This is a genomic window from Aeromicrobium endophyticum (genome assembly GCF_003586285.1).
In the GTDB taxonomy this organism is placed as follows: domain Bacteria; phylum Actinomycetota; class Actinomycetes; order Propionibacteriales; family Nocardioidaceae; genus Aeromicrobium; species Aeromicrobium endophyticum.
Genome location: NZ_QUBR01000002.1, coordinates 610,622 through 635,499, shown reverse-complemented (window position 1 = coordinate 635,499; position 24,878 = coordinate 610,622). Strand labels below are relative to the sequence as shown.

General features: G+C 69.7%; 24 protein-coding genes, 1 tRNA gene and 2 riboswitches. Of the genes, 18 read left to right on the top strand and 7 right to left on the bottom strand.

Annotation, left to right across the window (positions count from 1 at the left end; all coding sequences use genetic code 11):
- Positions 1-2: 2 nt before the first annotated feature.
- Together DX116_RS13700 and ypfJ are read right to left on the bottom strand one after the other, a co-directional pair.
- Complete coding sequence (locus DX116_RS13700; protein ID WP_119704806.1) at positions 3-773, bottom strand: CPBP family intramembrane glutamic endopeptidase; 771 nt, start codon at positions 771-773, stop codon at positions 3-5.
- On the bottom strand, positions 770-1,675 hold the full coding sequence (gene ypfJ / locus DX116_RS13695; protein WP_119704805.1) for a KPN_02809 family neutral zinc metallopeptidase: 906 nt from the start codon (positions 1,673-1,675) through the stop codon (positions 770-772). Before ypfJ ends, DX116_RS13700 begins: the two co-directional genes overlap by 4 nt.
- 85 nt (positions 1,676-1,760) lie before the next feature.
- Between ypfJ and DX116_RS13690 the strand changes: the two genes are divergently transcribed.
- The 9 genes from DX116_RS13690 (at position 1,761) to DX116_RS13650 (ending at position 10,698) form a co-directional block, all read left to right on the top strand.
- Entirely contained in the window at positions 1,761-3,041 is a 1,281-nt protein-coding gene (locus tag DX116_RS13690) for a DUF445 domain-containing protein (RefSeq protein WP_233556772.1), read from the top strand.
- Positions 3,042-3,193: 152 nt separating this feature from the next.
- Positions 3,194-3,445: a DivIVA domain-containing protein gene (locus DX116_RS13685; protein WP_158591998.1), complete on the top strand. Its 252-nt coding sequence runs from the start codon at positions 3,194-3,196 to the stop codon at positions 3,443-3,445.
- Between the two features lie 96 nt (positions 3,446-3,541).
- Positions 3,542-3,626 (top strand) — tRNA-Leu (locus tag DX116_RS13680).
- A gap of 667 nt (positions 3,627-4,293) precedes the next feature.
- The gene (locus DX116_RS13675; protein ID WP_119704803.1) at positions 4,294-5,145 is read left to right on the top strand and encodes a LysR family transcriptional regulator; all 852 of its coding nucleotides are present in this window, start codon (positions 4,294-4,296) and stop codon (positions 5,143-5,145) included.
- Between the two features lie 109 nt (positions 5,146-5,254).
- A complete protein-coding gene (locus DX116_RS13670; RefSeq protein ID WP_119704802.1) occupies positions 5,255-6,706 on the top strand; it encodes an amidohydrolase family protein in 1,452 nt (483 codons plus the stop codon).
- A complete protein-coding gene (locus tag DX116_RS13665; RefSeq protein WP_119704801.1) occupies positions 6,703-7,689 on the top strand; it encodes a cyclase family protein in 987 nt (328 codons plus the stop codon). The genes DX116_RS13670 and DX116_RS13665 overlap by 4 nt, the downstream gene beginning before the upstream one ends.
- Before the next feature lie 20 nt (positions 7,690-7,709).
- Entirely contained in the window at positions 7,710-8,705 is a 996-nt protein-coding gene (locus tag DX116_RS13660; protein ID WP_119704800.1) for a fumarylacetoacetate hydrolase family protein, read from the top strand.
- On the top strand, positions 8,705-10,276 hold the full coding sequence (locus tag DX116_RS13655) for an AMP-binding protein (protein ID WP_119704799.1): 1,572 nt from the start codon (positions 8,705-8,707) through the stop codon (positions 10,274-10,276). The genes DX116_RS13660 and DX116_RS13655 overlap by 1 nt, the downstream gene beginning before the upstream one ends.
- Before the next feature lie 74 nt (positions 10,277-10,350).
- A complete protein-coding gene (locus tag DX116_RS13650; RefSeq protein WP_147393670.1) occupies positions 10,351-10,698 on the top strand; it encodes a hypothetical protein in 348 nt (115 codons plus the stop codon).
- Between the two features lie 4 nt (positions 10,699-10,702).
- Here DX116_RS13650 and bla read toward each other — a convergent pair whose 3' ends face one another.
- Positions 10,703-11,641, bottom strand: a complete 939-nt coding sequence (gene bla, locus DX116_RS13645; RefSeq protein WP_199716080.1) for a class A beta-lactamase — start codon at positions 11,639-11,641, stop codon at positions 10,703-10,705.
- A gap of 96 nt (positions 11,642-11,737) precedes the next feature.
- Positions 11,738-11,918: riboswitch (cobalamin riboswitch) on the top strand.
- A gap of 60 nt (positions 11,919-11,978) precedes the next feature.
- On the opposite strand from bla, the gene DX116_RS13640 reads away from it, so the two are divergent.
- The 6 genes from DX116_RS13640 to DX116_RS13615 all read left to right on the top strand — a co-directional run bounded on the left by DX116_RS13640 (position 11,979) and on the right by DX116_RS13615 (position 19,398).
- On the top strand, positions 11,979-12,986 hold the full coding sequence (locus DX116_RS13640) for an ABC transporter substrate-binding protein (protein ID WP_119704796.1): 1,008 nt from the start codon (positions 11,979-11,981) through the stop codon (positions 12,984-12,986).
- Positions 12,986-14,056 carry a FecCD family ABC transporter permease gene (locus DX116_RS13635; protein ID WP_119704795.1) on the top strand — a complete coding sequence of 357 codons (1,071 nt, stop codon included), beginning with the start codon at positions 12,986-12,988 and terminating at the stop codon, positions 14,054-14,056. Before DX116_RS13640 ends, DX116_RS13635 begins: the two co-directional genes overlap by 1 nt.
- Positions 14,053-14,814 carry an ABC transporter ATP-binding protein gene (locus DX116_RS13630; protein ID WP_119704794.1) on the top strand — a complete coding sequence of 254 codons (762 nt, stop codon included), beginning with the start codon at positions 14,053-14,055 and terminating at the stop codon, positions 14,812-14,814. Before DX116_RS13635 ends, DX116_RS13630 begins: the two co-directional genes overlap by 4 nt.
- Complete coding sequence (locus tag DX116_RS13625) at positions 14,811-15,452, top strand: (2Fe-2S) ferredoxin domain-containing protein (protein ID WP_119704793.1); 642 nt, start codon at positions 14,811-14,813, stop codon at positions 15,450-15,452. Before DX116_RS13630 ends, DX116_RS13625 begins: the two co-directional genes overlap by 4 nt.
- 27 nt (positions 15,453-15,479) lie before the next feature.
- A riboswitch (cobalamin riboswitch) is annotated at positions 15,480-15,694 on the top strand.
- 140 nt (positions 15,695-15,834) lie between these two features.
- The gene (locus tag DX116_RS13620; RefSeq protein ID WP_119705638.1) at positions 15,835-18,360 is read left to right on the top strand and encodes a ribonucleoside-diphosphate reductase subunit alpha; all 2,526 of its coding nucleotides are present in this window, start codon (positions 15,835-15,837) and stop codon (positions 18,358-18,360) included.
- 36 nt (positions 18,361-18,396) lie between these two features.
- Positions 18,397-19,398, top strand: coding sequence for a ribonucleotide-diphosphate reductase subunit beta (locus DX116_RS13615; RefSeq protein WP_119704792.1), 1,002 nt, complete (start codon positions 18,397-18,399; stop codon positions 19,396-19,398).
- Positions 19,399-19,510: 112 nt separating this feature from the next.
- On the opposite strand, the gene DX116_RS13610 is transcribed toward DX116_RS13615, so the two are convergent.
- Together DX116_RS13610 and DX116_RS13605 are read right to left on the bottom strand one after the other, a co-directional pair.
- Entirely contained in the window at positions 19,511-20,263 is a 753-nt protein-coding gene (locus tag DX116_RS13610; RefSeq protein ID WP_119704791.1) for an ABC transporter permease, read from the bottom strand.
- Between the two features lie 25 nt (positions 20,264-20,288).
- The gene (locus DX116_RS13605) at positions 20,289-20,933 is read right to left on the bottom strand and encodes an arsenate reductase/protein-tyrosine-phosphatase family protein (protein ID WP_233556771.1); all 645 of its coding nucleotides are present in this window, start codon (positions 20,931-20,933) and stop codon (positions 20,289-20,291) included.
- 69 nt (positions 20,934-21,002) lie between these two features.
- Between DX116_RS13605 and arsB the strand changes: the two genes are divergently transcribed.
- Both arsB and DX116_RS13595 read left to right on the top strand, forming a co-directional pair.
- On the top strand, positions 21,003-22,094 hold the full coding sequence (gene arsB, locus DX116_RS13600; RefSeq protein ID WP_119704789.1) for an ACR3 family arsenite efflux transporter: 1,092 nt from the start codon (positions 21,003-21,005) through the stop codon (positions 22,092-22,094).
- Positions 22,091-22,486 carry an arsenate reductase ArsC gene (locus tag DX116_RS13595; RefSeq protein WP_119704788.1) on the top strand — a complete coding sequence of 132 codons (396 nt, stop codon included), beginning with the start codon at positions 22,091-22,093 and terminating at the stop codon, positions 22,484-22,486. Before arsB ends, DX116_RS13595 begins: the two co-directional genes overlap by 4 nt.
- On the opposite strand, the gene DX116_RS13590 is transcribed toward DX116_RS13595, so the two are convergent.
- Positions 22,487-22,858 carry a MerR family transcriptional regulator gene (locus DX116_RS13590; RefSeq protein ID WP_199716079.1) on the bottom strand — a complete coding sequence of 124 codons (372 nt, stop codon included), beginning with the start codon at positions 22,856-22,858 and terminating at the stop codon, positions 22,487-22,489. It lies immediately after the preceding gene.
- Positions 22,859-22,938: 80 nt separating this feature from the next.
- On the opposite strand from DX116_RS13590, the gene DX116_RS13585 reads away from it, so the two are divergent.
- A complete protein-coding gene (locus DX116_RS13585) occupies positions 22,939-24,456 on the top strand; it encodes a SulP family inorganic anion transporter (protein WP_233556769.1) in 1,518 nt (505 codons plus the stop codon).
- A gap of 28 nt (positions 24,457-24,484) precedes the next feature.
- On the opposite strand, the gene DX116_RS13580 is transcribed toward DX116_RS13585, so the two are convergent.
- Entirely contained in the window at positions 24,485-24,820 is a 336-nt protein-coding gene (locus DX116_RS13580; protein WP_119704786.1) for a hypothetical protein, read from the bottom strand.
- Positions 24,821-24,878 lie beyond the last annotated feature (58 nt).

Below are 24,878 nucleotides of genomic sequence, written 5' to 3'. Positions count from 1 at the left end.
CTTCACTTCAGGCCCAGCGTATCGGCGAGCAGCAAGTAGCCGACGAAGGCCACCACGTCGAGGATCGTGTGGGCGATGACCAGGGGCATGACGCGCTTCGTGCGGTGGAACCAGTAGCCGAAGACCAGACCCATCACGAAGTTGCCGATGCCAGGTCCGACGCCCTGGTAGAGGTGGTAGCTGCCGCGCAGGGCGGCCGCCGCGACGATCGTCGCCGCCGTTCCCCAGCCGCGCTGCGTCAGGCGGGTCATCAGGTAGCCGATGACGATGACCTCTTCGAGGATCGCGTTCTGCAGCGCGGCGAGGATCAGCACCGGGACGGTCCACCAGTAGGCGATGTCGGGTGCCGGGATGATCTCGGCGGTGATGCCCAGCAGACGTCCGATGCCGTACAGGCCGAGACCCGGCAGGCCGATGACGGCCGCGAGCGCCATGCCCCACAGCGCGTCGAAGCGCACGTGGTGCCGGTCGAGCCCGAGGCGTGAGCTGACGCGCTCCTTCACCGGGTCGAGCGACAGCAGGTACAGCGCGAGCGCGACGGGCACGAGCGCGAACCCGATGCCCAGCACCTGGTAGACGAAGTCGAAGACCTCACGGTCGTCACGGGAGCCGTTGAGCGTCGCGGTCTGCCCCTGGATGCCGCCGGGCAGGGTCGCCTTGCGGATCAGGCTGACCAGCGCATAGACGCCCGAGGCACCCAGCGAGAGGCCGAGGACGATCCAGACCTCGACCCCGAGGCGACGGTCGCGCGCGGGGGTGGCGGACGAGGTCACAGGTCGTTGGTGCTGAACGTGTCGCAGGCGTTGACCGTGCCGCTCTCGTAGCCGGTCTTGAACCACTTCTGCCGCGAGGCGCTGGAGCCGTGGGTCCAGGTGTCCTGGTTGACGCTGCCGCCGCCCAGCTCTTCTTGGATGTGGTCGTCGCCCACGGCCGCGGCGGCCGACAGGGCCGAGTCGATGTCGTCCTCGGTCAGCGGCTCCAGCAGCGTGTTGCCGTCGGCGTCCTCGGTGGTCGACGCGTGGTTGGCCCAGACTCCCGCCATGCAGTCGGCCATCAGCTCGATGCGGACGCCGCCGCTCTGCGGACCCGTCTTGCCGTCCTGGCCCTTCGCCAGCAGGCCCAGGATGTTCTCGACGTGGTGACCGTACTCGTGCGCGACGACGTACTCCTGCGCGAGCGCGCCGCCGTCGGCGCCGTACGTCGACTCCAGCTCGTCGAAGAAGCTCGCGTCGATGTAGATTCGCTCGTCGCTCGGGCAGTAGAACGGCCCGGTCTGGTTGGACGCGGTGCCGCACGGCGACTGCGTCGAGCCCGAGTAGATGACGGTCTTGGCGGCGCGGTACTGGCGGCTGACGTCGGCCGGCAGCGCGTCGTTCCAGTAGTCCTGGACGCTGTTGACCGTGCCGATGATGCGGCACGTCGTGTCGCGGTTGGCGTCGGCGCCGGTCTTGCACTGGTCGAACGACGTCGTCGACTCGGTGCCGCCGGTCTGCACCTGGCTGGTGTCGAACGGATTGCTCGAGCCCGACCCGAGCACCGACGGATCGACGCCGAGGAACACGGCGACGAGCGTGATGACGAGGCCGCCGATGCCGCCGCCGATCGCGAGTCCGCCCCGCGAGCCGCCGCCCGTGACCTGGCTGGTGTCCAGGTTGGCACCGTCGTTGAAGCTCATGCCGCCACCTTGGTCGAAGTTGCCCGCTCGCGCATGGCGGAGAGTCTACGCAGCGTGCACCGGTGCAACCGGGGATAGTTGCCGTGTGACCACGACCGAAACCGCGCCCGGCCTGTCGATGCCCGAAGAGATGTCGGCCGGCGACGCCGCCCGCCTGAGGGGCCTTCGCCGCATGCGCGCGCTCGCCCTCTCCCTGCTCGTGCTGGCCGCCGTCGTGTACGTGCTGACGCGCGAGCACGACACCGGATGGCTCGGCTACGTCAACGCCGGCTCGGAGGCCGCCATGGTCGGCGCGATCGCCGACTGGTTCGCCGTGACGGCGCTGTTCCGCCATCCGCTGGGTCTGCCGATCCCGCACACCGCGATCATCCCGAACCGCAAGGAGTCGCTCGGCGAGAGCCTGCAGGAGTTCGTCGCCGACAACTTCCTGAAGGAGGACGTGATCCGCGAGCGCATCGGCTCGGCCGGCGTCAGCAGGCGCGCGGGCGAGTGGGTCATCGACGGCCGGCACGCCGACCGCATCGTCCGCGAGGGGTCGCGCATCCTGTCCGACGCGCTGTCGCACGTCCGCGAGACCGATGTCGCCGCGGTGATCCAGGAGGCGCTGATCCCGCGCCTGAAGGAGGAGGAGCTCAGCCCCGTCGTGGGGCAGCTGCTCGACGAGGTGCTGCGCGACGACGCCCACCGCGGCCTGGTCGACCTGGCCGTCGACGAGCTGAGCCGCTGGCTCGACCACAACCACGACGAGGTCGCCGCGCTCATCGAGAACCGTGCCCCGTCGTGGACGCCCCAGTGGCTCGACCGCCGCGTCTCGACCTGGGTGCACGAGCAGGTCGTCGAGTGGGTTGCCGAGATCGGTCGCACCCCCGACCACAGCGCGCGCCTCGCCCTCGACAGCTGGCTGCGTGACCTGGCCCAGGACCTGCAGAACGACCCGCACACGAGGGAGCGCTTCGAGCGGCTGAAGGTGCGGATGCTGACGCAGGACCGCGTCAGCACGACGTCCATCCAGCTGTGGGACGCGCTGCGGCGCGCGGTGATCGGCTCGCTCGGCGACGAGACCGGCCTGCTGCGCACCCGAGCCACGCAGGAGATCGAGCGGCTGGGGCGCCGGCTCATCGACGACGAGCAGCTCAGCACCCGTGTCGACTCCACGATCGCCGACATCGCCGCCTATGCCGTCAACAACTACGGCCACGAGGTCGCCACGATCATCTCGGCGACCGTCAACCGGTGGGACGGCAAGGAGACCGCCGATCGCATCGAGCTGCACGTCGGCCGCGACCTGCAGTTCATCCGGATCAACGGCACCGTCGTGGGCGGTCTGGCGGGGCTCGTGATCCATGCGATCTCGACGATCATCTGACGACCTTCGAGAGATACTTCACACGTGGTCCACACATGTGGACAACCTGTGGGTAACTTACGGTGAACTGTGGGTGACCCGCGTCACACTGTGGACATCTGGTGCAGATGCCCTACATCGTCGGGCTGACCCCGGCATGGCAGGCTGAAACCATGACGACTCCTGCTCCGGCCTTTTCCCGCGTCCGACTGAGGGAGGGCTACCGGTTCGAGGACGTCGACGACTTCCTGCTCGAGATCCGTCCGCTGGTCGACGGGCGTCTGCCCAATGCCGAGCTGGCCGACCGCATCGTGAACGCACGGTTCGCGCCGGTCCGCCTGCGCCCTGGGTACGACATGCAGGAGGTCGACGACTACCTCGACCAGCTCCGCGCCCTGGCATCGCAGGGGCACCCGCGCATCTGACGTCCGGGCACGAGCGTCAGGAGGCACCGGGATTCGGTGACCCGGCACCCCTTTGCTAGAGTTCAGTGCTGCACCGCGCTTGCTTCTTGAGCGCATGTCCGGGTGGCGGAATGGTAGACGCGCTAGCTTGAGGTGCTAGTGCCCGGTTACGGGCGTGGGGGTTCAAGTCCCCCCTCGGACACAACGAAGGCCCCGCACAGACGTCAGTCTGGGCGGGGTTTCGCCGTTCCACGACGGACGTTGGTCTGACGGGACCGTCCCGCAGCATCGAGGGCGTGTCTCGAGGAAGCCGTAGGTTGAGTGGGCGAAGCCTCGAGATCCGGTCCGCACCTCCATCGTCATCGACCACGACGTGGTGGTGCACGGGCTCGCGCGGATGTCCGAGCCCTGCACGGAGCGGATCCTGGTAGTGGAGGTCTCCACGAATGCGCCTCATCTCGAGCGGATCGGAATCGCGTTGATCACGCCGCAGCACAACCCGTCCGCGTCGGCGCGCGAGGGCAACGAGGGCCAGGCGACGACCCTGCCAGCGGCGGTTCGTGGACTCCGGGCAGCGGCCTCACCTTTTTGTCGGTGGGGCAGGCCATGATGGACGAAACCCACCTCGCGTACTTCGAGGTGGGTTTCGCGCGTGCGCTGGTTGCTCAACGACACACCCTGTCTCTACCCGCATTCGTGCGATTCAATCGGACCAGCTGACGTGCCGTTGCCCCGACCGTGCGGTCATCCGCCCCGGGTAGGGCGCGACGCGTCTAGTGTGGTGGCCATGAGCAAGGCGAAGGAGGCCGTCCATCGCGTGCCATCGCGGGTGAAGGCCGACGAGGTCGTGCACGGAGGAGCCCTCGGCGATGGACGTCGAGTCGCTGCGTAGCGTGGTGACGCTGGCCGACGAGCTGCACTTCGGTCGAGCGGCACGACGCCACTTCGTCAGCGAGGCGCCCTTCGGACGGCGGATCCGACGGGTCGAGGCAGCGGTCGGCGGAAAGATCTTCGAGCGCACGAGTCGTCGGGTCGGCCTCACTCCGTACGGAGAGGTGGTCGTGGCTCGCATCAGGGCCGTGCTGGCCGGCCTCGACACCCTGCGCCCCAGCCCGCACGACGGCGCGGCAGTGAGGGTCGGAGTGCTCGGGTTCGGCGTCGGTCGCAGCTGGCATCGACTTCGCCGACTGGCGCTGGGCGAGGTCGCTGACGTCGCGCTGGTGCACCGTCCGCTCTCGCTGGCCGACCAGTACTCGGCGCTGAGGCACGACGAGGTCGACGTCGCCTTGGTGCATCATCTCGGCGATGTCGACGGACTGGACCTGATCCCGGTCATGCGGACGCCGCGAGTGGCCGTGGTGCCCCGCGACTCGACCTACAGCAGCGCCGATCACCTCGGCGTCGACGACGTGCGCCCGGGCAGCTGGCTGGCCTTCGAGGGCGTCGACGACAGATTCGCCGACTGGGTCGGCTCGACCGGTGGGGGCCGCGTCACCACGACGCTGGACACGCTCGTGACGGCCGTGGCGACGACGGGACTGCTCGGCGTGCACGGAGCCGTCGCCTCGGAGTTCTACGCACGCCCCGACGTCGTGTTCGTCCCGCTCGAGGGCGCGCCGGTCACCACCGCGCTGGCCGTGCGGTGCGATGACCACCGCCCCGCCATCGATGCCTTCCGTCGCGCGGCTCACCAGGTCTCAGAGGTGCCGGCAGCCTCTTGAGCGGGGCCGATCATGTCCTTTTGGGCCGATGATCTCGTGTCGCCTTCCTGCCACCCTCGATGTGGCGCCGGTCACCATTCGCCGGCCCGGACATTGAGGAGGAAGTGCCATGGCACAGCAGCGCACGCTGGTTCGCGGCGGTCACGTCATCACGATGGACCCGGCGATCGGTGACCTGCCGACGGGTGACGTCCTGGTCGAGGACGGCCGGATCGTCCAGGTCGCGCCGAGCATCGACGTCACCGACTGCGAGGTCATCGATGCCCGCGGACACCTTGTCCTCCCGGGACTGGTCGACACCCATCGACACACCTGGCAGTCGGTCGTCCGAGGCATCTGCGGCGACTGGACGCTCGGCGACTACTACTTCGGCATCCGGCTGGCCATCTCGCCGGCGATGACGGCGGACGACCTCTACCTCGGGCAGGTGCTCGGCGGGGCCGACGCGATCAACTCCGGAGTCACCTCGATCCTCGACTTCTCCCACACGAACAACACACCCGCTCACAGCGACGCCGCGATCGCCGGCATCAAGGCGAGTGGCGTGCGGGCGGTGCACTGTCACGGCTTCTTCGAGAGCAGCCCGACGAGTTCTCGTTTCGGCACCCACGGCGACCGTGTGAACGACTACCACCGACTCGTTCGTGAGCAGCTCAGCGACCCCGACGGTCGCGTGACCGCCGGCGTCTCCCTCAGCGAGCCCCTCGGCCTTCCGTGGCAGGACACGCTCGCGGAGATCGCCGTAGCGCGGGAGCACGGCGCCCTCATGGTCAACCACACCGGCTGTGTCTGGGGCAGCCCGCTGACGTTCGGCATCCCCGAGCTCGACGCGCTGGGCCTGCTGGGGCCCGACATCGTGCACGTCCACTGCAACTCCCTGGACGACCAGGAGTGGGAGATCCTCAAGCGGACCGGCGGCAAGGTCTCGATCTCCGTCGAGACCGAGCTGAACATGGGGATGGGTCGGCCCGTGTTCGCGGCGTGTCGCGAGCACGGCGTCGCGCCGACGCTGTCGGCCGACGTCATGAGCCTCAACAGCGGCGACCTGTGGCACCAGGCACGTTTCGGACTGGGCTTCGCCCGGTGGGACGCGACGCATGATCTCAACCTGTCCGGCAAGATGCCCGAGACCGTCGTCAGCTCGGCCAAGGAGGCCCTCGGCTGGGTCACCGTCAACGGAGCCGAGGCGCTCGGCATGGGGGACCGGATCGGATCGCTGACCCCTGGCCGCAAGGCGGACCTGATCCTGGTCGGCGGTGACAGCGTCGAGCAGCACCCGAGGATCGATCCCTACGGCACGCTCATCTTCCAGACCACGGCCAACGACGTGCGGACGGTCCTGATCGACGGAGAGGTCGTCAAGCGCGACGGGACGTTGGTCGCTCACGACCTGGCTGCGCTGGGACGTCAGGCCGACGTCGCTGCACAGGAGATCCTGGAGCGCGTGGCCGATGCCGGCGTCGTCCTTCCCGGCACGCCACCGGGTGCGTGGGAGGCGCTCGAGCCCATGACGCGCGGCTTCCTGGCCGAGGCCCGGGCATCGGTCGAAGCAGCCCGATGAGCCCGGAGTCGTGGGATCGCGCCGACCCGGCCGGAGCCATCGCCAGCGCGGCCGACCGGTGCAGCAACGTCGGACGATGGGGTGCTGACGACGTGCTCGGCACGCTCAACTACATCGACGACGAAGCCAGGCGCCGTGCCGCGCAGCTGGTCCGGACCGGGCAGGTGGTGTCGCTGTCCCAGCCGTTCGACAGCGCCGGCCCGCAGAACGGCTGGCGGGGCCGCACCAACCCGGTCCGCACCATGCTGACGTCCGGGCTCGACCACGAGCACGCCGAGCAGGGCTTCTTCCACGGTCTCGGCGGCGCCGACGACGTGGTGTTCATGCCGCTGCAGGCCGCGACACAGTGGGACGGGCTGGGTCACATCTTCGACCATGGGATGGCCTGGAACGGCCGTCGTGCCGGTGAGGTCGTCACCAGCGAGGGTGACCTCGTCACAGGGATCGAGACCGCCGCCGACCGGCTCGTGGGGCGGGGCGTCCTGCTGGACGTCGGGCGCGCGCTCGCTGGAGACGGCGAGCTCGAAGACGGCTATGCCATCTCGCCGGACGATCTCGACCAGACACTCGCACGGCAGGATGTCTCGGTCGGCACTGGAGACTTCGTGCTGGTCCGCACAGGCCAGCTGGCGCGCGCGCAGCGCGGCGTCGCCGACGGCAGCGGCTGGGGCACGTACGCCGGCGGTCCCGCGCCGGGGCTGTCCTTCGCGACGATCGACTGGCTGCACGACCACCAGGTGGCCGCGGTCGCCACCGACACGTGGGGAGTGGAGGTCCGCCCGAACGAGTTCGACGAGGCGTTCCAGCCCTTCCACCAGGTCGTGATCCCTCACCTCGGGCTGTTCCTCGGCGAGCTGTGGGACCTCGACACCCTGGCCCGGGAGTGCGCTGCCGACGATCGCTACGAGTTCATGCTATGCGCAACGCCCATCCCGTTCACCGGCGCCGTGGGCTCACCGGTCCACCCCGTCGCCATCCGCTGACCTCGATCCTAGGAAGACACATGCGATTTGCGACCTGGCAGCTCCCCGACGGATCGACCAGGGCGGGGGTGGTCTCGGGCCCGAGTGCCTACGGGTTCCGCGACGGGGAGAGCGTTCTCGACGTCGTGGCGCTCGGCCTCGACGACGCGCTGGCGCTCGGTGAGCGCACCCTCGGCACCAGCCGGGCGACCGCGCTGACGAGCGTCCGTCTGCTCCCGCCGCTCACGCCACCGAGCATGCGTGACTTCGCCGCCTTCGAGGAGCACGTGCTCGGAGCCCTGCGGTCGGTCACGAGCCGCGTCGAGGTCCCTCCCGAGTGGTACGAGGCGCCGGCCTTCTACTTCACCAACCCGCACGCGCTGGTCGGTGCCCACGACGACGTGCCGATCCCCCCTGGGTGCGAGGTCTTCGACTTCGAGCTCGAGGTCGCCGCGATCATCGGCGGCCGTGGTGCCTCGGTGAGCCCGGAGGCGGCGGTCGACCTCGTCTTCGGCTACACGATCCTCAACGACTGGTCGGCTCGCGACGTCCAGGCCCGCGAGATGGTGGTCGGGCTGGGACCCACGAAGGCCAAGGACTCGGCCACGACCTTGGGCCCGTGGCTCGTGACCCGTGACGAGGTCGACGACCGTCTCGACGAGGACGGCTTCCTGACCCTCGAGTGCACGGTGTCGGTCAATGGCGAGATGGTCGGCTCCGACCTGCTCTCGAACATGGCGTGGACCTTCCCCGAGCTCGTCTCGCACGCGTCCCGCGGCACGGTCGTGGTCGCCGGTGACGTGCTCGGGTCGGGCACGTGCGGCAACGGAGGCTGCCTCAGCGAGCTGTGGGGTCTGCGCGGCGAGCGCAGCCCGCGACCGCTGGCTCCGGACGACGTCGTCGAGATGACCGTCGAGAAGCTCGGGACGATCCGCAACCGCGTCGTCGCCGGAGCACCGGTGCCACCGGTGGGACCGGCGCGTCGCCGATCGAACCCCCTCCCCAGGACCCGATCCGATCTCGAGAGGAGGCGCTGATGAGCGCGTGGACACAGGTGCCAGCGGTGGTCGAGCGCGTCGAGCAGCTGCGTCAGGAGTACACCGCGCCTGAGGCGTCGCTGGCGGACCTGTTGTGCGATCGGCATCCTGATCACGCGGTCGCGGTGATGCTCGCGAGCGGCTCCGGTGCCGTGGAGGCACTGACCTACGGGGCACTCGAGGACGCCTCCCGGCGGATGGCGACGGTGCTGGCCGACGCGGGTGTGGGTTCAGGCGACCGCGTCACCACGCTGCTGGGCAAGAGTCGGGAGCTCGTCGTGACCATGCTGGCCGCGTGGCGGCTCGGTGCCGTCTACGTGCCGCTGTTCACCGCCTTCTCCGAGCCGGCCGTCCGCGAACGCCTGACGCTGGCGCGGCCGGTCGTGGCCGTGGTCGATCCCGACCAGCGTCACAAGATGACGATCCCTGACGTGCTGGTCCTTGAACCGGGCGACGCGCTGTCGGCGCGGATCGAGGCCGCCGAGCCGCGGCTCGCCGATCACGTGAGCGCACCGGACGATCCCTTCATCCAGATCTACACGTCCGGCACGACGGGCAGGCCGAAGGCGGTCGCCGTGCCGCGACGCGCCCTGGGGGCGTTCGTCGCCTACCTCGAGTTCGCCCTGGACGTCCAGCGCGACGATCTCTACTGGAACGCCGCCGATCCGGGATGGGCCTACGGGTTGTACTTCGCCGTGGTCGCGCCCCTCGCGGCAGGGCGCAGGTTCGTGCTGTCGACCACCGCGTTCACCCCGGAATCCACGGCGTCGATCATGCGGGACCGCGGCGTGACGAACTTCGCAGGGGCGCCCACGATGTACCGCGCCATCAAGCAACAGGCTCTGGAGCTCCCGCGGCTGCGCCGCGCCTCGTCGGCCGGCGAACCGCTGACGCCGGACGTCAACGAGTGGGCGCCAGCCGCCGTCGGCTGCGAGGTCCGCGACCACTGGGGCCAGACCGAGCAGGGCATGGCGATCGGGAACTGCTGGCACGACGAGCTCCGCGAGCCACTGCATCCGCGGTCGATGGGACAGGCCCTGCCCGGGTTCGCGGCCGACGTCGTGGACGGCGAGCTCGTCCTCGACACGCACCACAGCCCCCTGATGTGGTTCACCGGCTACGTCGGCGATCCCGAGCGGACCAAGGAACGCTTCGGCTCCGACGGCCGGTGGTACCGCACGGGGGACACGGCCGTGCGCCACGGAGACAGCTTCTCCTTCCATGCCCGGGCCGACGACGTCATCATCATGGCGGGGTATCGCATCGGGCCGGTGGACATCGAGTCCATCCTCGTCAGGCACCCGCTCGTCTCGGAGGCCGCGGTCGTCGGAGTGCCCGACGAGATCCGCGGCGAGGTTCTCGAAGCCTTCGTCGTGCTGGCCCATCCTCCTGCCGATGACGGAGCCGAGGCGGACGTCGCCCGTCTCTCGGACGAGCTTCGTCAGCTCGTGCGCGACGGCTACGGCGCCCATGCCTATCCACGTCGCGTGCACGTCGTGGCATCGCTTCCGAAGACCCCCAGCGGCAAGATGCAACGCTATCTCCTGCGAGTCGACGCGAACGAGCGGTGACGGCGAGTGACAGGAGACGTCCGACCACAACTCGCACCTGCAGGTGTCGCCGTGGGGCCGACTACGGTGGAGACATGGGGATGGCGGAGAAGATCGTCCAGCGCGCGCAGTCGCGGGTGGAGCCCGGCGAGGTCGTGCAGGGAGCGTTCGCGGGGCAGCCGACGCTCCGCAACCGCATCGGCGAGGGTGGCTACCGCGTGGTGGTGGCGACCGATCGGCGCTTCCTCGTGTTCCAGTCCGGCACGTTCTCGCAGACCGCGATCAAGGACCTGCTCGAGGAGTCGCCGCGCGACCAGCGCCTGGGCGAGCCGGGCGGGGTCTTCTACGACGTCACGGTCGGCACCCAGACGATGAAGGTCAACTTCCGCTACTTCGGCCAGCTCAGGGCGATCGACCTCGCGCTGGGCGGCCCCGCCTCGTAGCGACTCAGCCGAGCGCGGCGACGGCGATGCGCGTCGCACCGGCAACCGCCGCGTCGTCGTACGCGTCGTCGGCCTGGCCGCGGCGTGTCATGACGGCGATCAGCACGGGCCCCCGGCCGGGAGGGTAGGCGATCGCGACGTCGTTGCGGACGCCGTAGGCGGCACCGCCGGACTTGTCGGCCACGACCCAGCCGTCCGGGACGCCGGCGCGGATCAGCCCGTCACCGGTGGTGCTGGTGACCATCAGGGTGCGCAGGAGCTCGCGGTCGTCCTTGGGCAGGGCGTCGCCCAAGAGGTACGCTCCGACCGTCGTGGCGAGCGCGCGGGGCGTGGTGGTGTCGCGCACCTCGCCGGGCACGGCGGTGTTCAGGTCGGGCTCGATGCGCCGCGGGTCGGTGAGCCGGTCACCCAGGCGCTCGAGCGCGCGATCGAGACCCGCAGGCCCGCCTATCTCGTCGAACAGCAGGTTGGCGGCCGTGTTGTCGCTGAAGCGGAGCGCCGCGTCGAGCACGTCACGCAGGGGCATGCCGTCGTCGACGTGCTGCTCGGTGACGGGGGAGTGAGGCACGAGATCGGCTCGGTCGAACCGGACGACCCGCGACAGGTCCGCGTGCGAGACGCGCTCCAGCACGGCGCCGGCCAGCGGCGCCTTGATCGTGGACGCGAACGGGAACCGCTCGCCGCTGCGCCAGGCCACGGTGCGTCCCGTCACGGTGTCCCGCACGTAGACGCCCACCCGCGCGTTTGAGGACGCCTCGAGGGCGGCGAGCTCCGCGTCGGCAGTGATCGGAGTCGCGGCAGGGGCGCTCGCAGCAGCCGGTGCGTGCTTGGCCGACGGGCTGCGCGGCGAGGTGTCCGCACCGCCGCGCGTGCACGCGGTCACGGCGAGGACGGCTGAGACCGCGAGCCCGACGGACGCGCTTCGGTGGTTCGTGAGCTGCACGGAGGCCTCCTGTCCGAGCCCATCATGCCCGGCGCGCATCAGCGGCCCGAGCCACGCCGTGAGACGTAGGTCATGCGGACGCCGTAGGCGACAGGCTGCTACGTTGCGTGTGCCAGTCAACTCAGTGATGAGCCAGGGAACCCGGTGAGAGTCCGGGACTGACGCGCAGCGGTGAGGGTGACGGGCGGAGCACGAGGCCACTGGACCGGAAGGTCTGGGAAGGCGCGCCGCCTGGTTGATCCCGAGTCCGAAGACCTGCTGGCCGCAGACCGACCGTCTGTGTCACCCACCCACCAGGCTTCGCGCTAGAGCCTCCGGACTCGGAAGAGACCCCCTGATGACGTCATCCCGTCGCACCGCCATGCCCCCCGCCGTCCTCGCCGTCGCCACGCTGCTGCTGTCGGCGTGCGCCGGCGCCCCCGACGCAGAGAAGAAGTCGGCCGCCGCGTCGGCCGACTACCCCGTGAAGGCCGTGAGCTGCGGCTTCACCTCGACCGTCGAGTCCAAGCCCCGCCGCGCCGTCACGATGAACCAGGGCGCGACCGAGGTGGCGCTCGCGCTCGGCGTGCAGGACCAGCTCGCCGGCACGGCCTACCTCGACGACGCCGTGCCCGAGAAGTGGAGGAAGGCGTACGACTCGGTCGACGTCCTCTCGAAGGAGTACCCCGATCACGAGACCCTGCTGGCGGCGAAGCCCGACTTCGTCTACGGCTCGTACGCCAGTGCGTTCGACAAGGACGCCGCCGGGCCGCAGTCCGAGCTCGCCGAGCTCGGCATCGGCTCGATGACGTCGCTGTTCGGCTGCGGTGAGAACAAGCCCAGCCAGGACGTGTCGTTCGAGTCGGTCTGGGACGAGATCGCCATGGTCGGCGACGTCTTCGGCGTCCCCGACCGGGCCGAGAAGATCGAGGCGGACCAGGAGGCCACGCTGAAGACCCTGAAGACCCTGAAGGCCGACGGTGCCGGGGCCGGCGTCGACGTGTTCTGGTTCGACTCCGGTGACAAGACGGCCTTCGCCGGCGCCGGCGAGGGCGGCCCGCAGCTGATCCTCGACGCGGTCGGCGCGACCAACGTCTTCGCCGACCTCAAGGGTGGATGGGCGGACGTCAGCTGGGAGAAGGTCGTGAAGGCCGAGCCCGACGTCATCGTGGTGGCCGACGCCGGCTGGTCGACCGCCGACGACAAGATCGCCTTCCTCAAGAAGGACCCGGTGCTGAGCACGCTGGACGCCGTCGAGCAGGACCGGTTCGTCGTCATCCCGTTCTCGGAGTCCACGCCCGGCGTCCGGCTCGTCGACGGTGCGCAGCACGTCGCGGAGCAGCTCACGTCGCTCGACCTCGGCTGATGCTGTCGCCTGCGCCTGCGAAGGTCGGCCGGCGAGCCGCGATCCTCAGCAGGGGGCCCACCCCTCTGCTCCTGCTCGCGCTCCTGCTGGTCACGTCCATGCTGGTCGCGCTGGGCATCGGCTCGGTGACCGTCCCGGTGCGCGACGTGCTCGACGTCGTGGTGCGCCGTGCCGGGTGGCACACCGACGCCTCGCTGCTCGACGACCAGATCGTCTGGCAGCTCAGGATGCCCAGGGTGCTGGGGGCCGCTGCCGCCGGCGCGGGGCTCGCCGTCGCCGGCACGGTGCTGCAGTCGCTGACCCGCAACGACCTCGCCGACCCCTACCTGCTCGGCATCAGCGGGGGAGCGTCGGTGGGCGCCGTGAGCGTCATCGTGCTGGGTGTCGGGTTCGCCGGGCTCGTGTCGGCGTCGATGATCACGCTCGGCGCGTTCGCCGGCGCGGTAGCGGCGCTGGTGCTGGTGCTGGCCCTCGCGACCGGACGGTCCGGCGCGCTCGCCCCGTCGCGCACGGTGCTGGCAGGGGTCGCGGTCGGACAGATCTGCGCGGCGTTCACGTCGTTCGTCGTCATCATGAGCGGCGACCACGACGCGGCACGCCGGGTGCTCAGCTGGACGCTCGGGTCGCTGGCGGGGCTGCGATGGCACTCCACCCTGTTCCTGGTCGTCGTCGCGCTACTGGCGCTGCTGCTCATCCTGTCGTTCTCGTCGACCTTGGACGCCTTTGCCTTCGGCGAGGCGGCGGCAGGATCGCTGGGGGTCTCGGTCGGTGCCACCCGGTGGACGCTGCTGATCGGCACCGCGCTGCTGACGGCGTGCCTGGTGGCGTTCACGGGGGCGATCGGCTTCGTCGGCCTGGTCGTGCCGCACGTCGTGCGGCTGACCTGCGGACCGCTGCACGGACGCCTGCTCCCGCTCAGCGCGTTGGGCGGTGCGACGCTCCTGGTGTGGTCCGACACCGTCGCGCGCTCGCTGGTCGACGGCCAGGAGATCCCGATCGGCGTCGTCACCGCGGTCGTGGGCGCGCCCGTGTTCGCCTGGCTCCTGCGACGTGAGTCGAGGACAGCGTGAGGGTCGACGTGCGCGGCGTCGGGTGGGACGTCGACGGGCGCACCATCGTCGACGAGGTCACCGCCACCGTGCGGCCGGGAACGTTCACGGGGCTCATCGGACCGAACGGATCCGGCAAGACGACCCTGCTCCACGTCGTCGCGGGGTTGCTCGCGCCCGACCGCGGGTCGGTGCGCGTCGACGGCGACGACGTCCACGCGATGGGCGCGCGCGACAGGGCCACCCGCGTCGCGCTGCTCGAGCAGCACGCCTCGACCACCCTCGACCTGACGGTGCGACAGGTCGTCGAGCTCGGACGCATCCCGCACCGGGGCCGCTGGCCCGGGCGCAGCGACGAGGGCGCCGAGCAGGTCGACCGGGCGCTTCGCCTGAGCCGGGTCGACGGACTGGTCGACCGCCGGTGGCAGACGCTCTCGGGCGGCGAGCGTCAACGCGTCCAGCTGGCGCGTGCGCTGGCCCAGGAGCCGCAGGTGCTGCTGCTGGACGAGCCGACCAACCACCTCGACCTGTCGCACCAGATCGACTTCCTCGCCACGGTCCGCGATCTCGAGGTCACGGTGGTCGCGGCCCTGCACGACCTCGACCTCGCTGCGGCCTTCTGCGACGACCTCGTCGTCCTGAGGCAGGGCCGGGTGGTCGCGTCGGGCGCGGTCGCGGACGTCATGACGAGCGGCATGATCCGCGAGGTCTACGACGTGTCGACGTCCGTCCGGCACGACCACGACGCTGGCCGGCTGACCGTGACGTGGCACCGATGACCGCCGTCGTCCTGGTGGGGATGTCCATCGCCGAGGTCAACGAGCAGCAGGCACTGCGTCGTCAGGCCGCCGAGAGCGGCGCGACGCTGGCCTTCCTGCAGTACGGCGAGCCGTCTTTGACCGCTGAGCTGACACGGCTCGCCGCCGCGGGGGAGACCACCATCCGCCTCGAGATGGTGGCACTGACGGGCCGCTCGCCCGCGCGGTCGTGGATGCGGCGCGTCGCCGGTCACTGGCTCCGCGAGGCATCGCAGCGTCCCACGATCCTCATCGGCGACACCGAGGTCGCCGGCACGGAGGCGGGCATGACGTCGGATGCGTGGCAGGACGTCCCGGGCCACTCCCGGCACGTCCTGGTGTGCCGCGGCCCCCGGTGCTCGGCCCGGGGAGCTGAGGAGACCGCTGGCGCGATCGGAGCGACCCTCGGCGAGCTGGGTCTCGGCGACGACGACGTGCTCGTGACGCAGACCGGGTGCCTGTTCCCGTGCAACAACGCCCCGGTCGTGGTGGTGCACCCCGACGACGCCTGGTTCGGCGCCGTCGACGCCCACGCCGCTCGCCGCATCCTGATCGACTACATCGGCTGGGGCCTGCCGGTGCACCCTCATCGCCTGACGCGCAAAAAACACCACATGTAGGTAGTTACAAGACTGTCATTTCCAGATAGTGTGTCAGGCGCAGCTGGTTCGCCTCCTCAGCCAGGGGAGTCGTGGCAACAGGGAACCCGGTGTGAATCCGGGACTGCCCCGCAGCGGTAAGTGGGAACGACCTTCGTCATCAGCACTGGGCGCAAGCCTGGGAAGCGACGAACAGTAGGCGGTGGCGCGCGAGCGTCGCCCGGCCCATGAGTCCGAAGACCTGCCAGTGCCGCACCGTCCAGACGACGGTGTGGGTCCGCGACCTCGTGGGAAGGTCAGGGGATCAGGTCGCGCTGCCACGTCTCCATCTGGAGCCGACCGTCCTCGTCACCCCTCACACCGCGGACTGCGTCCACGCACCAGTTCACGAGGGGTGAACCGCATGACCATCCACGTCATCAAGCGCGACGGAACGCGCGCACCGTACGACGGCTACGAGATCGCCAGGTCCATCGAGGAGGCGAGCGTCGGCCTCGACGACCAGGTCGCTCGCGTCACGCAGCTGCAGTCCGAGCTCGAGATCACGCTGTTCGACGGCATCACGAGCGAGCAGCTCGACGAGGCCGTCGTCCAGGTGGCCCTGCAGAACGTCAAGGACGATCCGGCCTTCGACACCATCGCATCGCGCCTGCTGGTCAAGACGCTCTACAAGAAGATCTTCGGCGACGGCGTGACCCGCGACGAGGTCTACAGCTTCCACGGGCCGGCCTTCGTGGCCTCGGTGCTGCGCGGCGTCGAGCTCGATCTGCTCGACACGCGCCTGGCCGAGCTGTTCGACCTCGAGGTCCTCGGTGCCGCCCTCGACCCCGACCGCGACGACCTCATCCGCTACATCGGCGCCCAGACGATGCGCACGCGCTACATGATCTGCGAGCCCGATGGCACGCCCTTGGAGGTTCCGCAGTTCTTCTGGATGCGGGTGGCCATGGGCCTGTCGCTCAACGAGGCCGATCCCACAGCGTCCGCGATCGCCTTCTACGACAAGATGTCGCGGCTGGAGTACCTCGCCGCCGGGTCGACGCTGGTCAACGCCGGGACGTCGTACAGCCAGCTGTCCAACTGCTTCGTGATGCAGATGGAGGACGACATCGAGCACATCGCCAAGAGCGTCCGTGACGTGATGTGGCTGACGAAGGGCACCGGCGGCATCGGCATGTCGGTGACGAAGCTGCGCGCCGAGGGATCGCCGATCCGCTCCAACAACACGTCGTCGACCGGCCCGATCCCGTTCATGCACACGATCGACTCGACCCTGCGTGCCATCAGCCGCGGCGGCAAGAAGTTCGGGGCACTGTGCTTCTACATGGAGAACTGGCACCTCGACTTCGCCCAGTTCCTCGACCTGCGCGCCAACTCCGGCGACCCGTACCGACGCACCCGCACCGCCAACACGGCTGTGTGGATCAGCGACGACTTCATGAAGCGGGTGCAGGACGACCGGGACTGGTACCTGTTCGACCCGCTGGACGTCCCCGATCTGACCGAGCTGTACGGCGCGGCCTTCTCGGCCCGCTACGCGGAGTACGTCGAGGCGGCGGAGGCCGGGCAGCTGCGGCACAAGAAGCTGCGGGCGCGCGAGCAGTTCCGCGCGATCCTGGTGTCGCTGCAGGCCAGTTCGCACCCGTGGCTGACGTGGAAGGACACCATCAACACCCGTGCGTTGAACCACAACACCGGCACGATCCACCTGTCGAACCTGTGCACCGAGATCACGTTGCCGCAGGACCGCGACAACGTGGCGGTCTGCAACCTCGCCTCGATCAACCTGTCGCGTCACGTCACGGGTCGGCGCCAGCAGGCCCGCGTCGACTGGGCGCGCCTGGCGGAGTCGACCCGCCTCGCGGTGCGCCAGCTCGACAACCTGATCGACATCACGATCTCGTCGGTGCCCGAGTCGGAGCACTCCAACGAGCTCAACCGCGCGCTCGGCCTGGGGGTCATGGGGTTCACGGACGTCGTCGAGCGCTTCGGGTTCTCGTACGAGTCCGAGGAGTCGTACGACCTGATCGACCGGGTCATGGAGTTCATCAGCTGGCACGCGATCGACGCCTCGGCCGACCTGGCTCGCGAGCGCGGCGCGTACCCGAACTTCGAGGGCTCCCGCTGGTCGCAGGGCATGGTGCCGGTCGACTCGCTCGAGCTGCTCGAGCAGGACCGCGGCGTGCCCGTCGACGTCGACCGCACGACCCGGCTCGACTGGGACGCCCTGCGGGGCAAGGTGCAGGGGGGCATCCGCAACTCGACGCTCATGGCGATCGCGCCCACAGCGTCCATCGGCCTCGTGGCCGGGACGACACCCGGCCTCGATCCACAGTTCAGCCAGATCTTCAGCCGGGCCACGAGCTCGGGCAAGTTCCTGGAGGTCAACCGCAACCTCGTCGACGACCTGCGGGCGCTGGGTCTGTGGGAGACCGTGCGCGAGGACCTGCTGCGTCACCAGGGCGACCTGTCGAAGGTCGACGGGGTGCCCGCCGAGCTGCAGGAGATCTACCGGACGAGCTTCCAGCTGTCGCCCTACGCCTTCGTCAACGTCGCGGCGCGAGCGCAGAAGTGGATCGACCAGGCCATCAGCCGCAACATCTACCTGCGGAGCCGGGACGTCGGCGAGATGGTCGAGCTGTACGACGCCGCGTGGCGCATGGGAGTCAAGACGACGTACTACCTGCACATGATGCCGCGGCACACCGCCGAGCAGAGCACCGTCAAGGTCAACAAGGCCGAGGCCTCGGCGCCAGCTGGCGCCGCGCCGCGTCGTGGATTCGGAGCGGCCAGGCCCACCCGGCCCCTCGAGCCTGTCGAAGGGGCGGCGACCGTCTCGACGGGCGACCGGGTCGAGCTCGACGTCGTCGACGGTGCCGCGTGCCCGATCGACCCGCAGGAGCGCCTCCAGTGCGACTCCTGCCAGTGACACCTCCCGCGATGCACAGACCCGAAAGGCACCACCATGACTGAGACCGTCACCCGTCGAGGCATCCTCGGCACCGGCATCGAGCAAGGGCTGCTGCTCAAGCCCGTCACCTACCAGTGGGCCATGGACCTGTACGACCAGGCCGTTGCCAACACCTGGTTCCCCAACGAGATCCAGTTGGGGGAGGACCTCGCAGACTTCGAGCGCATGAGCGACGACGAGCGGCACGCCCTGACCTTCCTGATGAGCTACTTCAACCCCAACGAGCTGCTCGTCAACAAGGCACTGGCGTTCGGCGTGTACCCGTACGTCAACGCCGCGGAGTGCCACCTCTATCTCGCCAAGCAGATGTGGGAGGAGGCCAATCACTGCATGAGCTTCGAGTACGTCCTCGAGACGTTCCCGATCGATCGCGAGGCAGCCTACGAGTCGCACGTGACCGTGCCGTCGATGGCTGCGAAGGAGGAGTTCGAGGTCCGCTTCATCAGGCGGATGACCGAGCAGACCCTCGACATCACGACGACCGAGGGCAAGCAGGACTTCGTCCGCAACCTGGTGGCCTACAACGTCATCCTGGAGGGCATCTGGTTCTACTCGGGCTTCATGGTCGCGCTGAGCTTCCGGCAGCGGAACCTGCTGCGCAACTTCGGCTCGTTGATCGACTGGATCGTGCGCGACGAGAGTCTGCACCTCAAGTTCGGCATCAACCTGATCCTGACGGTGCTGGAGGAGAACCCCGACGTCGCGACCGAGGAGTTCGCCGCCGAGATCCAGCAGATGATCCTCGACGCCGTCGACATGGAGGAGGCCTACAACCGCGACCTCCTGCCCGGCGGCATTCTGGGGCTCAACGCCGACTACATCAACCAGTACGTCCGCTACCTGGCCGACCGGCGGCTGGAGGAGCTCGGGTTCGGGCCGCACTACAACGTCGCCAACCCCGCGAAGTGGATGGCCACCGCCAACGACACGTTGCAGCTGGTCAACTTCTTCGAGTCGACCAACACCTCGTACGAGGTGAACGCCAAGCAGGTCTGAGACGTGTGGCGGTGTGGTGGGGGGGGGCGCCCCCCCCCCCGCCCCCCCCCCCCCCACGCCCGGGCCGTGCTTGCACGGCTCCTCTCGACGTGCCTGACGCGCAAGGCCATGGCTAGCCAGGCGGCTCAGGGCGCGTCGTGCCGACCCAGGTGCCGAGAAGTCGGGCGGTCAGCACGGCCGCGACGGTCTCGGCCGCCAGCAGGCCGACCAGCACCAGCAGCTGCACCTCGGCTGCCTCCGCGGGCGAGGCGCCGCCCAGCAGCAGGCCGACGAACGCGCCGGGCAGCGTGACGAGACCAGCGCTGCGCGTCTGGTCGATGGCCGGGATCAGGGCGCGTCCGGCCGCGACGCGTCCCAAGGACGCGGTGGCTTGCCGGGCCGTGGCGCCGAGCGCGAGCCAGCCCTCGACCTCGCCCCAGTCGCGGGCGGCGTCGTCCCGCAGGCGTGCGCCGCTGAGGGAGGCGGCGGTCATCGATCCGCCGATGATCTGCGCGGCGAACGGCACGATCGTCTCCGAGCGCCATGCGAGCGCACCACTGGCCAGGACAGGTACGACGGCGCAGGTCGCGCCGGCGACGATCGCTCCTCCGACGAGCACGGCCGTTCGGGCGTCGCAGCCGATGCGCCGTGCAGACGTCGCCGTGGCGGCCACGATCATCACACCCAGGTAGAGCACGACCCATCCGGGGTGGCGGAAGACGAAGGCGATGACCAGCGCCACGACGACGAGCTGGACGGCCGCCCGTGCCACCGCCACGACGGCGTCGGCCCGCACCCGCACGCCCGCGACGGTGACGGTCAGCACCGTGATGGTTAGCAGCACCGCCACGGCGACGGCGGAGCGTGCCGGGTCGAGTGTGCTCATACGAGCAGTGTGCCGCCCGCGGCGGTCAGGAGATGCTCACGAGCGGCGCCAGGACGGCGACGCGTCGGTCGAGCTCGTCGTAGGCGGCGTCGAACGCCTCGTCGTCGCCGGCCCTGACCGGGTCGGGGATCGACCAGTGCAGGTCGATCGCCGACCCGAGCTCTTCATAGGCGTTGTCGCAGACCGCGACGACCAGGTCGCCGTCGGCGGAGAGCCCCGCGAACGGCCGCGGATCGCCACCGAGGAGCCGAAGGTCGTGACGCTCCGCGGCTGCGACGGCGCCGGGGGCGACGCGGTCGGCGGGCTGGGTGCCGGCCGACGCGGCGGGGACGTCGCTGACGCCCGCCCACATGGCTGCGGCGAGCTGGGAGCGCGCCGAGTTGGCGGTGCAGACGAACACGACGCGGGCGGCGTCGATCGAGGGGGAGACGCGGTCGACCGCGATGCGGTCGGTCAGGGTCAGGTAGGTGCGGCGACGATCGCCCTCCGAACGGCGTCGCGTGACGGTGCCGGCCGACTCGAGCACCTTCAGGTGGTGCGCCATCAGGTTGGACGGCAGGTCGAGGGCTGCCTGGAGCTCGCCGGGGGAGCGGTCGCCGAGTGCGAGGGCGTCGACCACCGCCAGGCGTGCCACGTCGGCCAGTGCCGCGTGGCGGCGCGCCCGGGTCACCAGATCAACTTGCTCAATACTCATTGAGTCAAGTTTGACTGAGCGTCCGCGAAAGGTCAAGATCATGCCGTGACCACATCACCCGGGACCACCCGACCGGACGACGCAGACGTGATCGGCGGCCTGTCCCGCCTCGACCGGTTCCTGCCCGTCTGGATCGTCGTCGCGATGGCCGTCGGGCTCGTCCTCGGGCGCACCGTCGACGGGCTCGACGACGCACTCGAGGCCGTGAAGATCGGCTCGGTCTCATTGCCGATCGCCATCGGTCTGCTGGTCATGATGTACCCGGTGCTGGCGAAGGTCCGCTACGACGAGACGCGCCGGGTCACCGGCGACCGCCGGCTGCTGGTCGCGTCCTTGGTCATGAACTGGGTCCTCGGCCCGGCACTGATGTTCGCCCTGGCCTGGCTGCTCCTGCCCGACCTGCCCGAGTTCCGCACGGGCCTCATCATCGTCGGCCTGGCACGGTGCATCGCGATGGTGATGATCTGGAACGACCTCGCGTGCGGCGACCGCGAGGCTGCTGCCGTGCTGGTCGCCATCAACTCGGTCTTCCAGGTCTTCGCCTTCGCCGCGCTCGGCTGGTTCTACCTGCAGACGCTGCCCGGCTGGCTCGGCCTGTCCACCGCCAGCGCGAACTTCTCGGTGTGGGCCATCACCACCAGCGTCCTGGTGTTCCTCGGAGTCCCGCTCGTCGCCGGGTTCCTGACGCGCACGATCGGCGAGAGGGTCAAGGGGCGCGACTGGTACGAGGGCGCTTTCCTTCCCCGGCTGGGCCCTTGGGCGCTGTACGGGCTGCTGTTCACGATCGTGGTGCTGTTCGCCCTGCAGGGCGACGCCATCGCCAGCCAGCCGCTCGACGTCGTCCGCATCGCCATCCCGCTGCTGGTCTACTTCGCGATCACGTTCGGTGCCGGCATGCTGGTCGGCCGCTGGCTCGACCTCGGCTACGCCAAGACCGCGACCTTGGCCTTCACGGCAGCGGGCAACAACTTCGAGCTCGCCATCGCCGTGGCCATCGGCACCTTCGGCGTCGCGTCCGGCCAGGCCCTGGCCGGGGTGGTCGGCCCGCTCATCGAGGTGCCGGTGCTCGTGGGGCTGGTCTACGTCTCGCTGTGGGCCCGCCGATTCTTCACCCGTCCGCAAGGAGTCTCCGCATGAGTCGTCCCACCGTGCTGTTCGTCTGCGTCCACAACGCCGGGCGGTCCCAGATGGCTGCGGGCTTCCTCACCGCCCTGGCGGGCGAGCGCGTCGAGGTCCTCTCGGCCGGCTCGATGCCGGGCGACCAGATCAACCCGACCGCCGTCCAGGCCATGGCAGAGGTGGGCATCGACATTGCGGGGGAGCAGCCCAAGAAGCTGACCGAGGATGCGGTCATCGCGTCCGACGTCGTCATCACGATGGGGTGCGGCGACGAGTGCCCGTACTTCCCGGGCAAGCGCTACGAGGACTGGGTGCTCGACGACCCGGCCGGGCAGGGCATCGACGACGTCCGTCCCATCCGCGACGAGATCAGGCGGCGGATCGAAGGGCTGATCGCCTCGCTGGACTGACTACGGCGCCTCGCGGTCGAGGATGCCGATGAACTCGTCGGCCATCTCGAGCTGACGGACCAGCTTCTGGCGGCGCTCTCCGGCATCGGCCCGCACCGCGGCCAGGTGGGCGACCGCGCGCTCACGGACGGCACCGTCGGTGGCCGGGTCGCGCAGGGCCTCGAGGTGGGCGAGGGCGTCCTTCATCTCGTCGAGGCTGAAGCCGAGCGGCTTCATGCGACGGATGGCGAGGATCTTCTCGACATCGCCGTCGGTGTACAGGCGGAACCCGCCGTCGGTGCGTCCGGACGGCGTCAGCAGGCCGACCTCCTCCCAGTGCCGCAGGCTGCGGACTGACAGGTCGGTCCGCGCGGCGACCTCGCCGATGTGCATCGCCCCACCCGTCACCGCGACCTCTTCCATTCCAGACGTGATTTCAACTCTACCCTTACGTGAGGGTAGAGTTGGTGAGCGTGACTACTCGCTCTCCCGAGGCCCACCCTAGAGCCGAGCTCGAGCCGACCGTGCGCAACGCCTTCCGCTCGCCGAGGCTGATGCGCACCGAGGTGCTCGCCGGCCTCGTCGTCGCCCTGGCACTCATCCCCGAGGCCATCTCGTTCTCGATCATCGCCGGCGTCGACCCCCAGGTCGGTCTGTTCGCCTCGTTCACGATGGCGGTGGCGATCTCGTTCCTCGGTGGACGTCCCGCCATGATCTCCGCGGCCACCGGTGCCGTCGCCCTGGTGATCGCGCCGGTCATGAAGGACCACGGCTACGACTACCTCATCGCGACCGTCCTGCTGGGCGGGGTGATCCAGGTCGTCCTCGCCGTCGCGGGCGTGGCCAAGCTGATGCGGTTCATCCCGCGCTCGGTGATGGTCGGCTTCGTCAACGCCCTGGCGATCTTGATCTTCGAGGCGCAGATCGACCACCTGGTCGACGTCCCGTGGGCGGTCTACCCGATGATCGCCGTCGGCATCGCGGTCATCGTCGGGCTGCCGCGCATCAGCTCGGTGGTCCCCGCCCCACTGGTCGCGATCGTGGCGCTGACGGCGTTCACCGTCGTAGCCGCCGTGAACGTGCCGGACGTCGGCGACGAGGGCACCCTGCCTGACAGCCTGCCCGCATGGTTCGTGCCCGACGTACCCCTCACCGTCGAGACGCTGAAGATCATCGCCCCCTACGCCGTCGCGATGGCGCTGGTGGGGTTGCTCGAGTCGCTGCTGACGGCCACGCTCGTCGACGACATCACCGACACGGGCTCGGACAAGACCCGCGAGGCGTGGGGCCAGGGAGCGGCGAACGTCATCACGGGCTTCTTCGGCGGCATGGGCGGCTGCGCCATGATCGGCCAGACCATGATCAACGTGAAGGTCTCGGGCGCCCGCACACGTGTGTCGACCTTCCTCGCCGGCGTGTTCCTGCTCGTGCTGGTGGTCGGGTTCGGTGACGTCGTCGCGCTCATCCCGATGGCGGCGCTGGTCGCGGTGATGGTGATGGTGTCGGTCGGGACGTTCGACTGGCACTCCGTCCGCCCCAAGACCCTGCGGAGGATGCCCAAGAGCGAGACGACCGTCATGGTCGTGACCGTCGTCGTGACGGTGCTGACCCACAATCTCGCGATCGGCGTCGTCGCGGGCGTGCTGGTCGCCATGACGTTGTTCGCGCGTCGCGTCGCCCACCTCACCGAGACCCACCGCACCCTCGAGCGCGATGCGGACGGCAACACCCGCGCGGTCTACACCGTCACGGGCGAGCTGTTCTTCGCCTCGAGCAACGATCTCTCCACGCAGTTCGACTACGTCGCTGACCCCGACCACGTCGTCATCGACCTGGCCGCGTCGCACATCTGGGACGCGTCGACGGTCGCCTCGCTCGACGCGATCACGACCAAGTACGAGCGCAAGGGCACGACGGTCGAGATCGTCGGCCTCGACGCTGCCAGCGCCGAACGGCACGGACGCCTCAGCGGCGGGCTCGGCGGGCACTGACCCGATCGGTGGAGCAGCCCGCCAGGTGTCAGTCGTCGGTCGTGGTGCTGCCCGTCAGCTCGCGGTACTGCGCGACGGTGTGCCCGTCGTCCTGGCGCAGCACGAGCTCGCCGCGCTCGCCGCAGCTGGCGCACCAGTGGGGGAGGACGATCAGGTGTCGGCGGCCGGGCCTGCTGCCGTCGCCGATCGTCGCGGTCACCACGGACAGGCCCTCGCCTCCTGCGGCGTGCAGAGGGACGACGTCCGCGCCGGGGTCGATGAGGGAGACCTCGTCGAAGTGCAGACCGCTGTCGGACTGGCACCGGGGGCACTTGACCGCTCGGTCGCCTTGCAACGGGATCGTCAGCTCGAGCTGCTTCGCCATGGTGCCTCCTGGTGCAGTGGTACGGCCGTGCCATCGATGAGCGTCGATCCACCATACC

What these genes read in the sequence shown, in the direction of transcription:
- DX116_RS13655 (WP_119704799.1), top strand. Translation starts at nt 8,705, where the DNA reads ATGAGCGCGTGGACACAGGTGCCAGCGGTGGTCGAGCGCGTCGAGCAG.
- DX116_RS13590 (WP_199716079.1), bottom strand. Translation starts at nt 22,858, where the DNA reads ATGCACATCGGCGAGGTCGCCGCGCGGACCGACCTGTCAGTCCGCAGC.
- DX116_RS13640 (WP_119704796.1), top strand. Translation starts at nt 11,979, where the DNA reads ATGACGTCATCCCGTCGCACCGCCATGCCCCCCGCCGTCCTCGCCGTC.
- DX116_RS13660 (WP_119704800.1), top strand. Translation starts at nt 7,710, where the DNA reads ATGCGATTTGCGACCTGGCAGCTCCCCGACGGATCGACCAGGGCGGGG.
- DX116_RS13685 (WP_158591998.1), top strand. Translation starts at nt 3,194, where the DNA reads ATGACGACTCCTGCTCCGGCCTTTTCCCGCGTCCGACTGAGGGAGGGC.
- DX116_RS13620 (WP_119705638.1), top strand. Translation starts at nt 15,835, where the DNA reads ATGACCATCCACGTCATCAAGCGCGACGGAACGCGCGCACCGTACGAC.
- DX116_RS13650 (WP_147393670.1), top strand. Translation starts at nt 10,351, where the DNA reads ATGGGGATGGCGGAGAAGATCGTCCAGCGCGCGCAGTCGCGGGTGGAG.
- DX116_RS13595 (WP_119704788.1), top strand. Translation starts at nt 22,091, where the DNA reads ATGAGTCGTCCCACCGTGCTGTTCGTCTGCGTCCACAACGCCGGGCGG.
- DX116_RS13580 (WP_119704786.1), bottom strand. Translation starts at nt 24,820, where the DNA reads ATGGCGAAGCAGCTCGAGCTGACGATCCCGTTGCAAGGCGACCGAGCG.
- DX116_RS13665 (WP_119704801.1), top strand. Translation starts at nt 6,703, where the DNA reads ATGAGCCCGGAGTCGTGGGATCGCGCCGACCCGGCCGGAGCCATCGCC.
- DX116_RS13610 (WP_119704791.1), bottom strand. Translation starts at nt 20,263, where the DNA reads ATGAGCACACTCGACCCGGCACGCTCCGCCGTCGCCGTGGCGGTGCTG.
- ypfJ (WP_119704805.1), bottom strand. Translation starts at nt 1,675, where the DNA reads ATGAGCTTCAACGACGGTGCCAACCTGGACACCAGCCAGGTCACGGGC.
- DX116_RS13670 (WP_119704802.1), top strand. Translation starts at nt 5,255, where the DNA reads ATGGCACAGCAGCGCACGCTGGTTCGCGGCGGTCACGTCATCACGATG.
- DX116_RS13625 (WP_119704793.1), top strand. Translation starts at nt 14,811, where the DNA reads ATGACCGCCGTCGTCCTGGTGGGGATGTCCATCGCCGAGGTCAACGAG.
- DX116_RS13635 (WP_119704795.1), top strand. Translation starts at nt 12,986, where the DNA reads ATGCTGTCGCCTGCGCCTGCGAAGGTCGGCCGGCGAGCCGCGATCCTC.
- DX116_RS13615 (WP_119704792.1), top strand. Translation starts at nt 18,397, where the DNA reads ATGACTGAGACCGTCACCCGTCGAGGCATCCTCGGCACCGGCATCGAG.
- DX116_RS13675 (WP_119704803.1), top strand. Translation starts at nt 4,294, where the DNA reads ATGGACGTCGAGTCGCTGCGTAGCGTGGTGACGCTGGCCGACGAGCTG.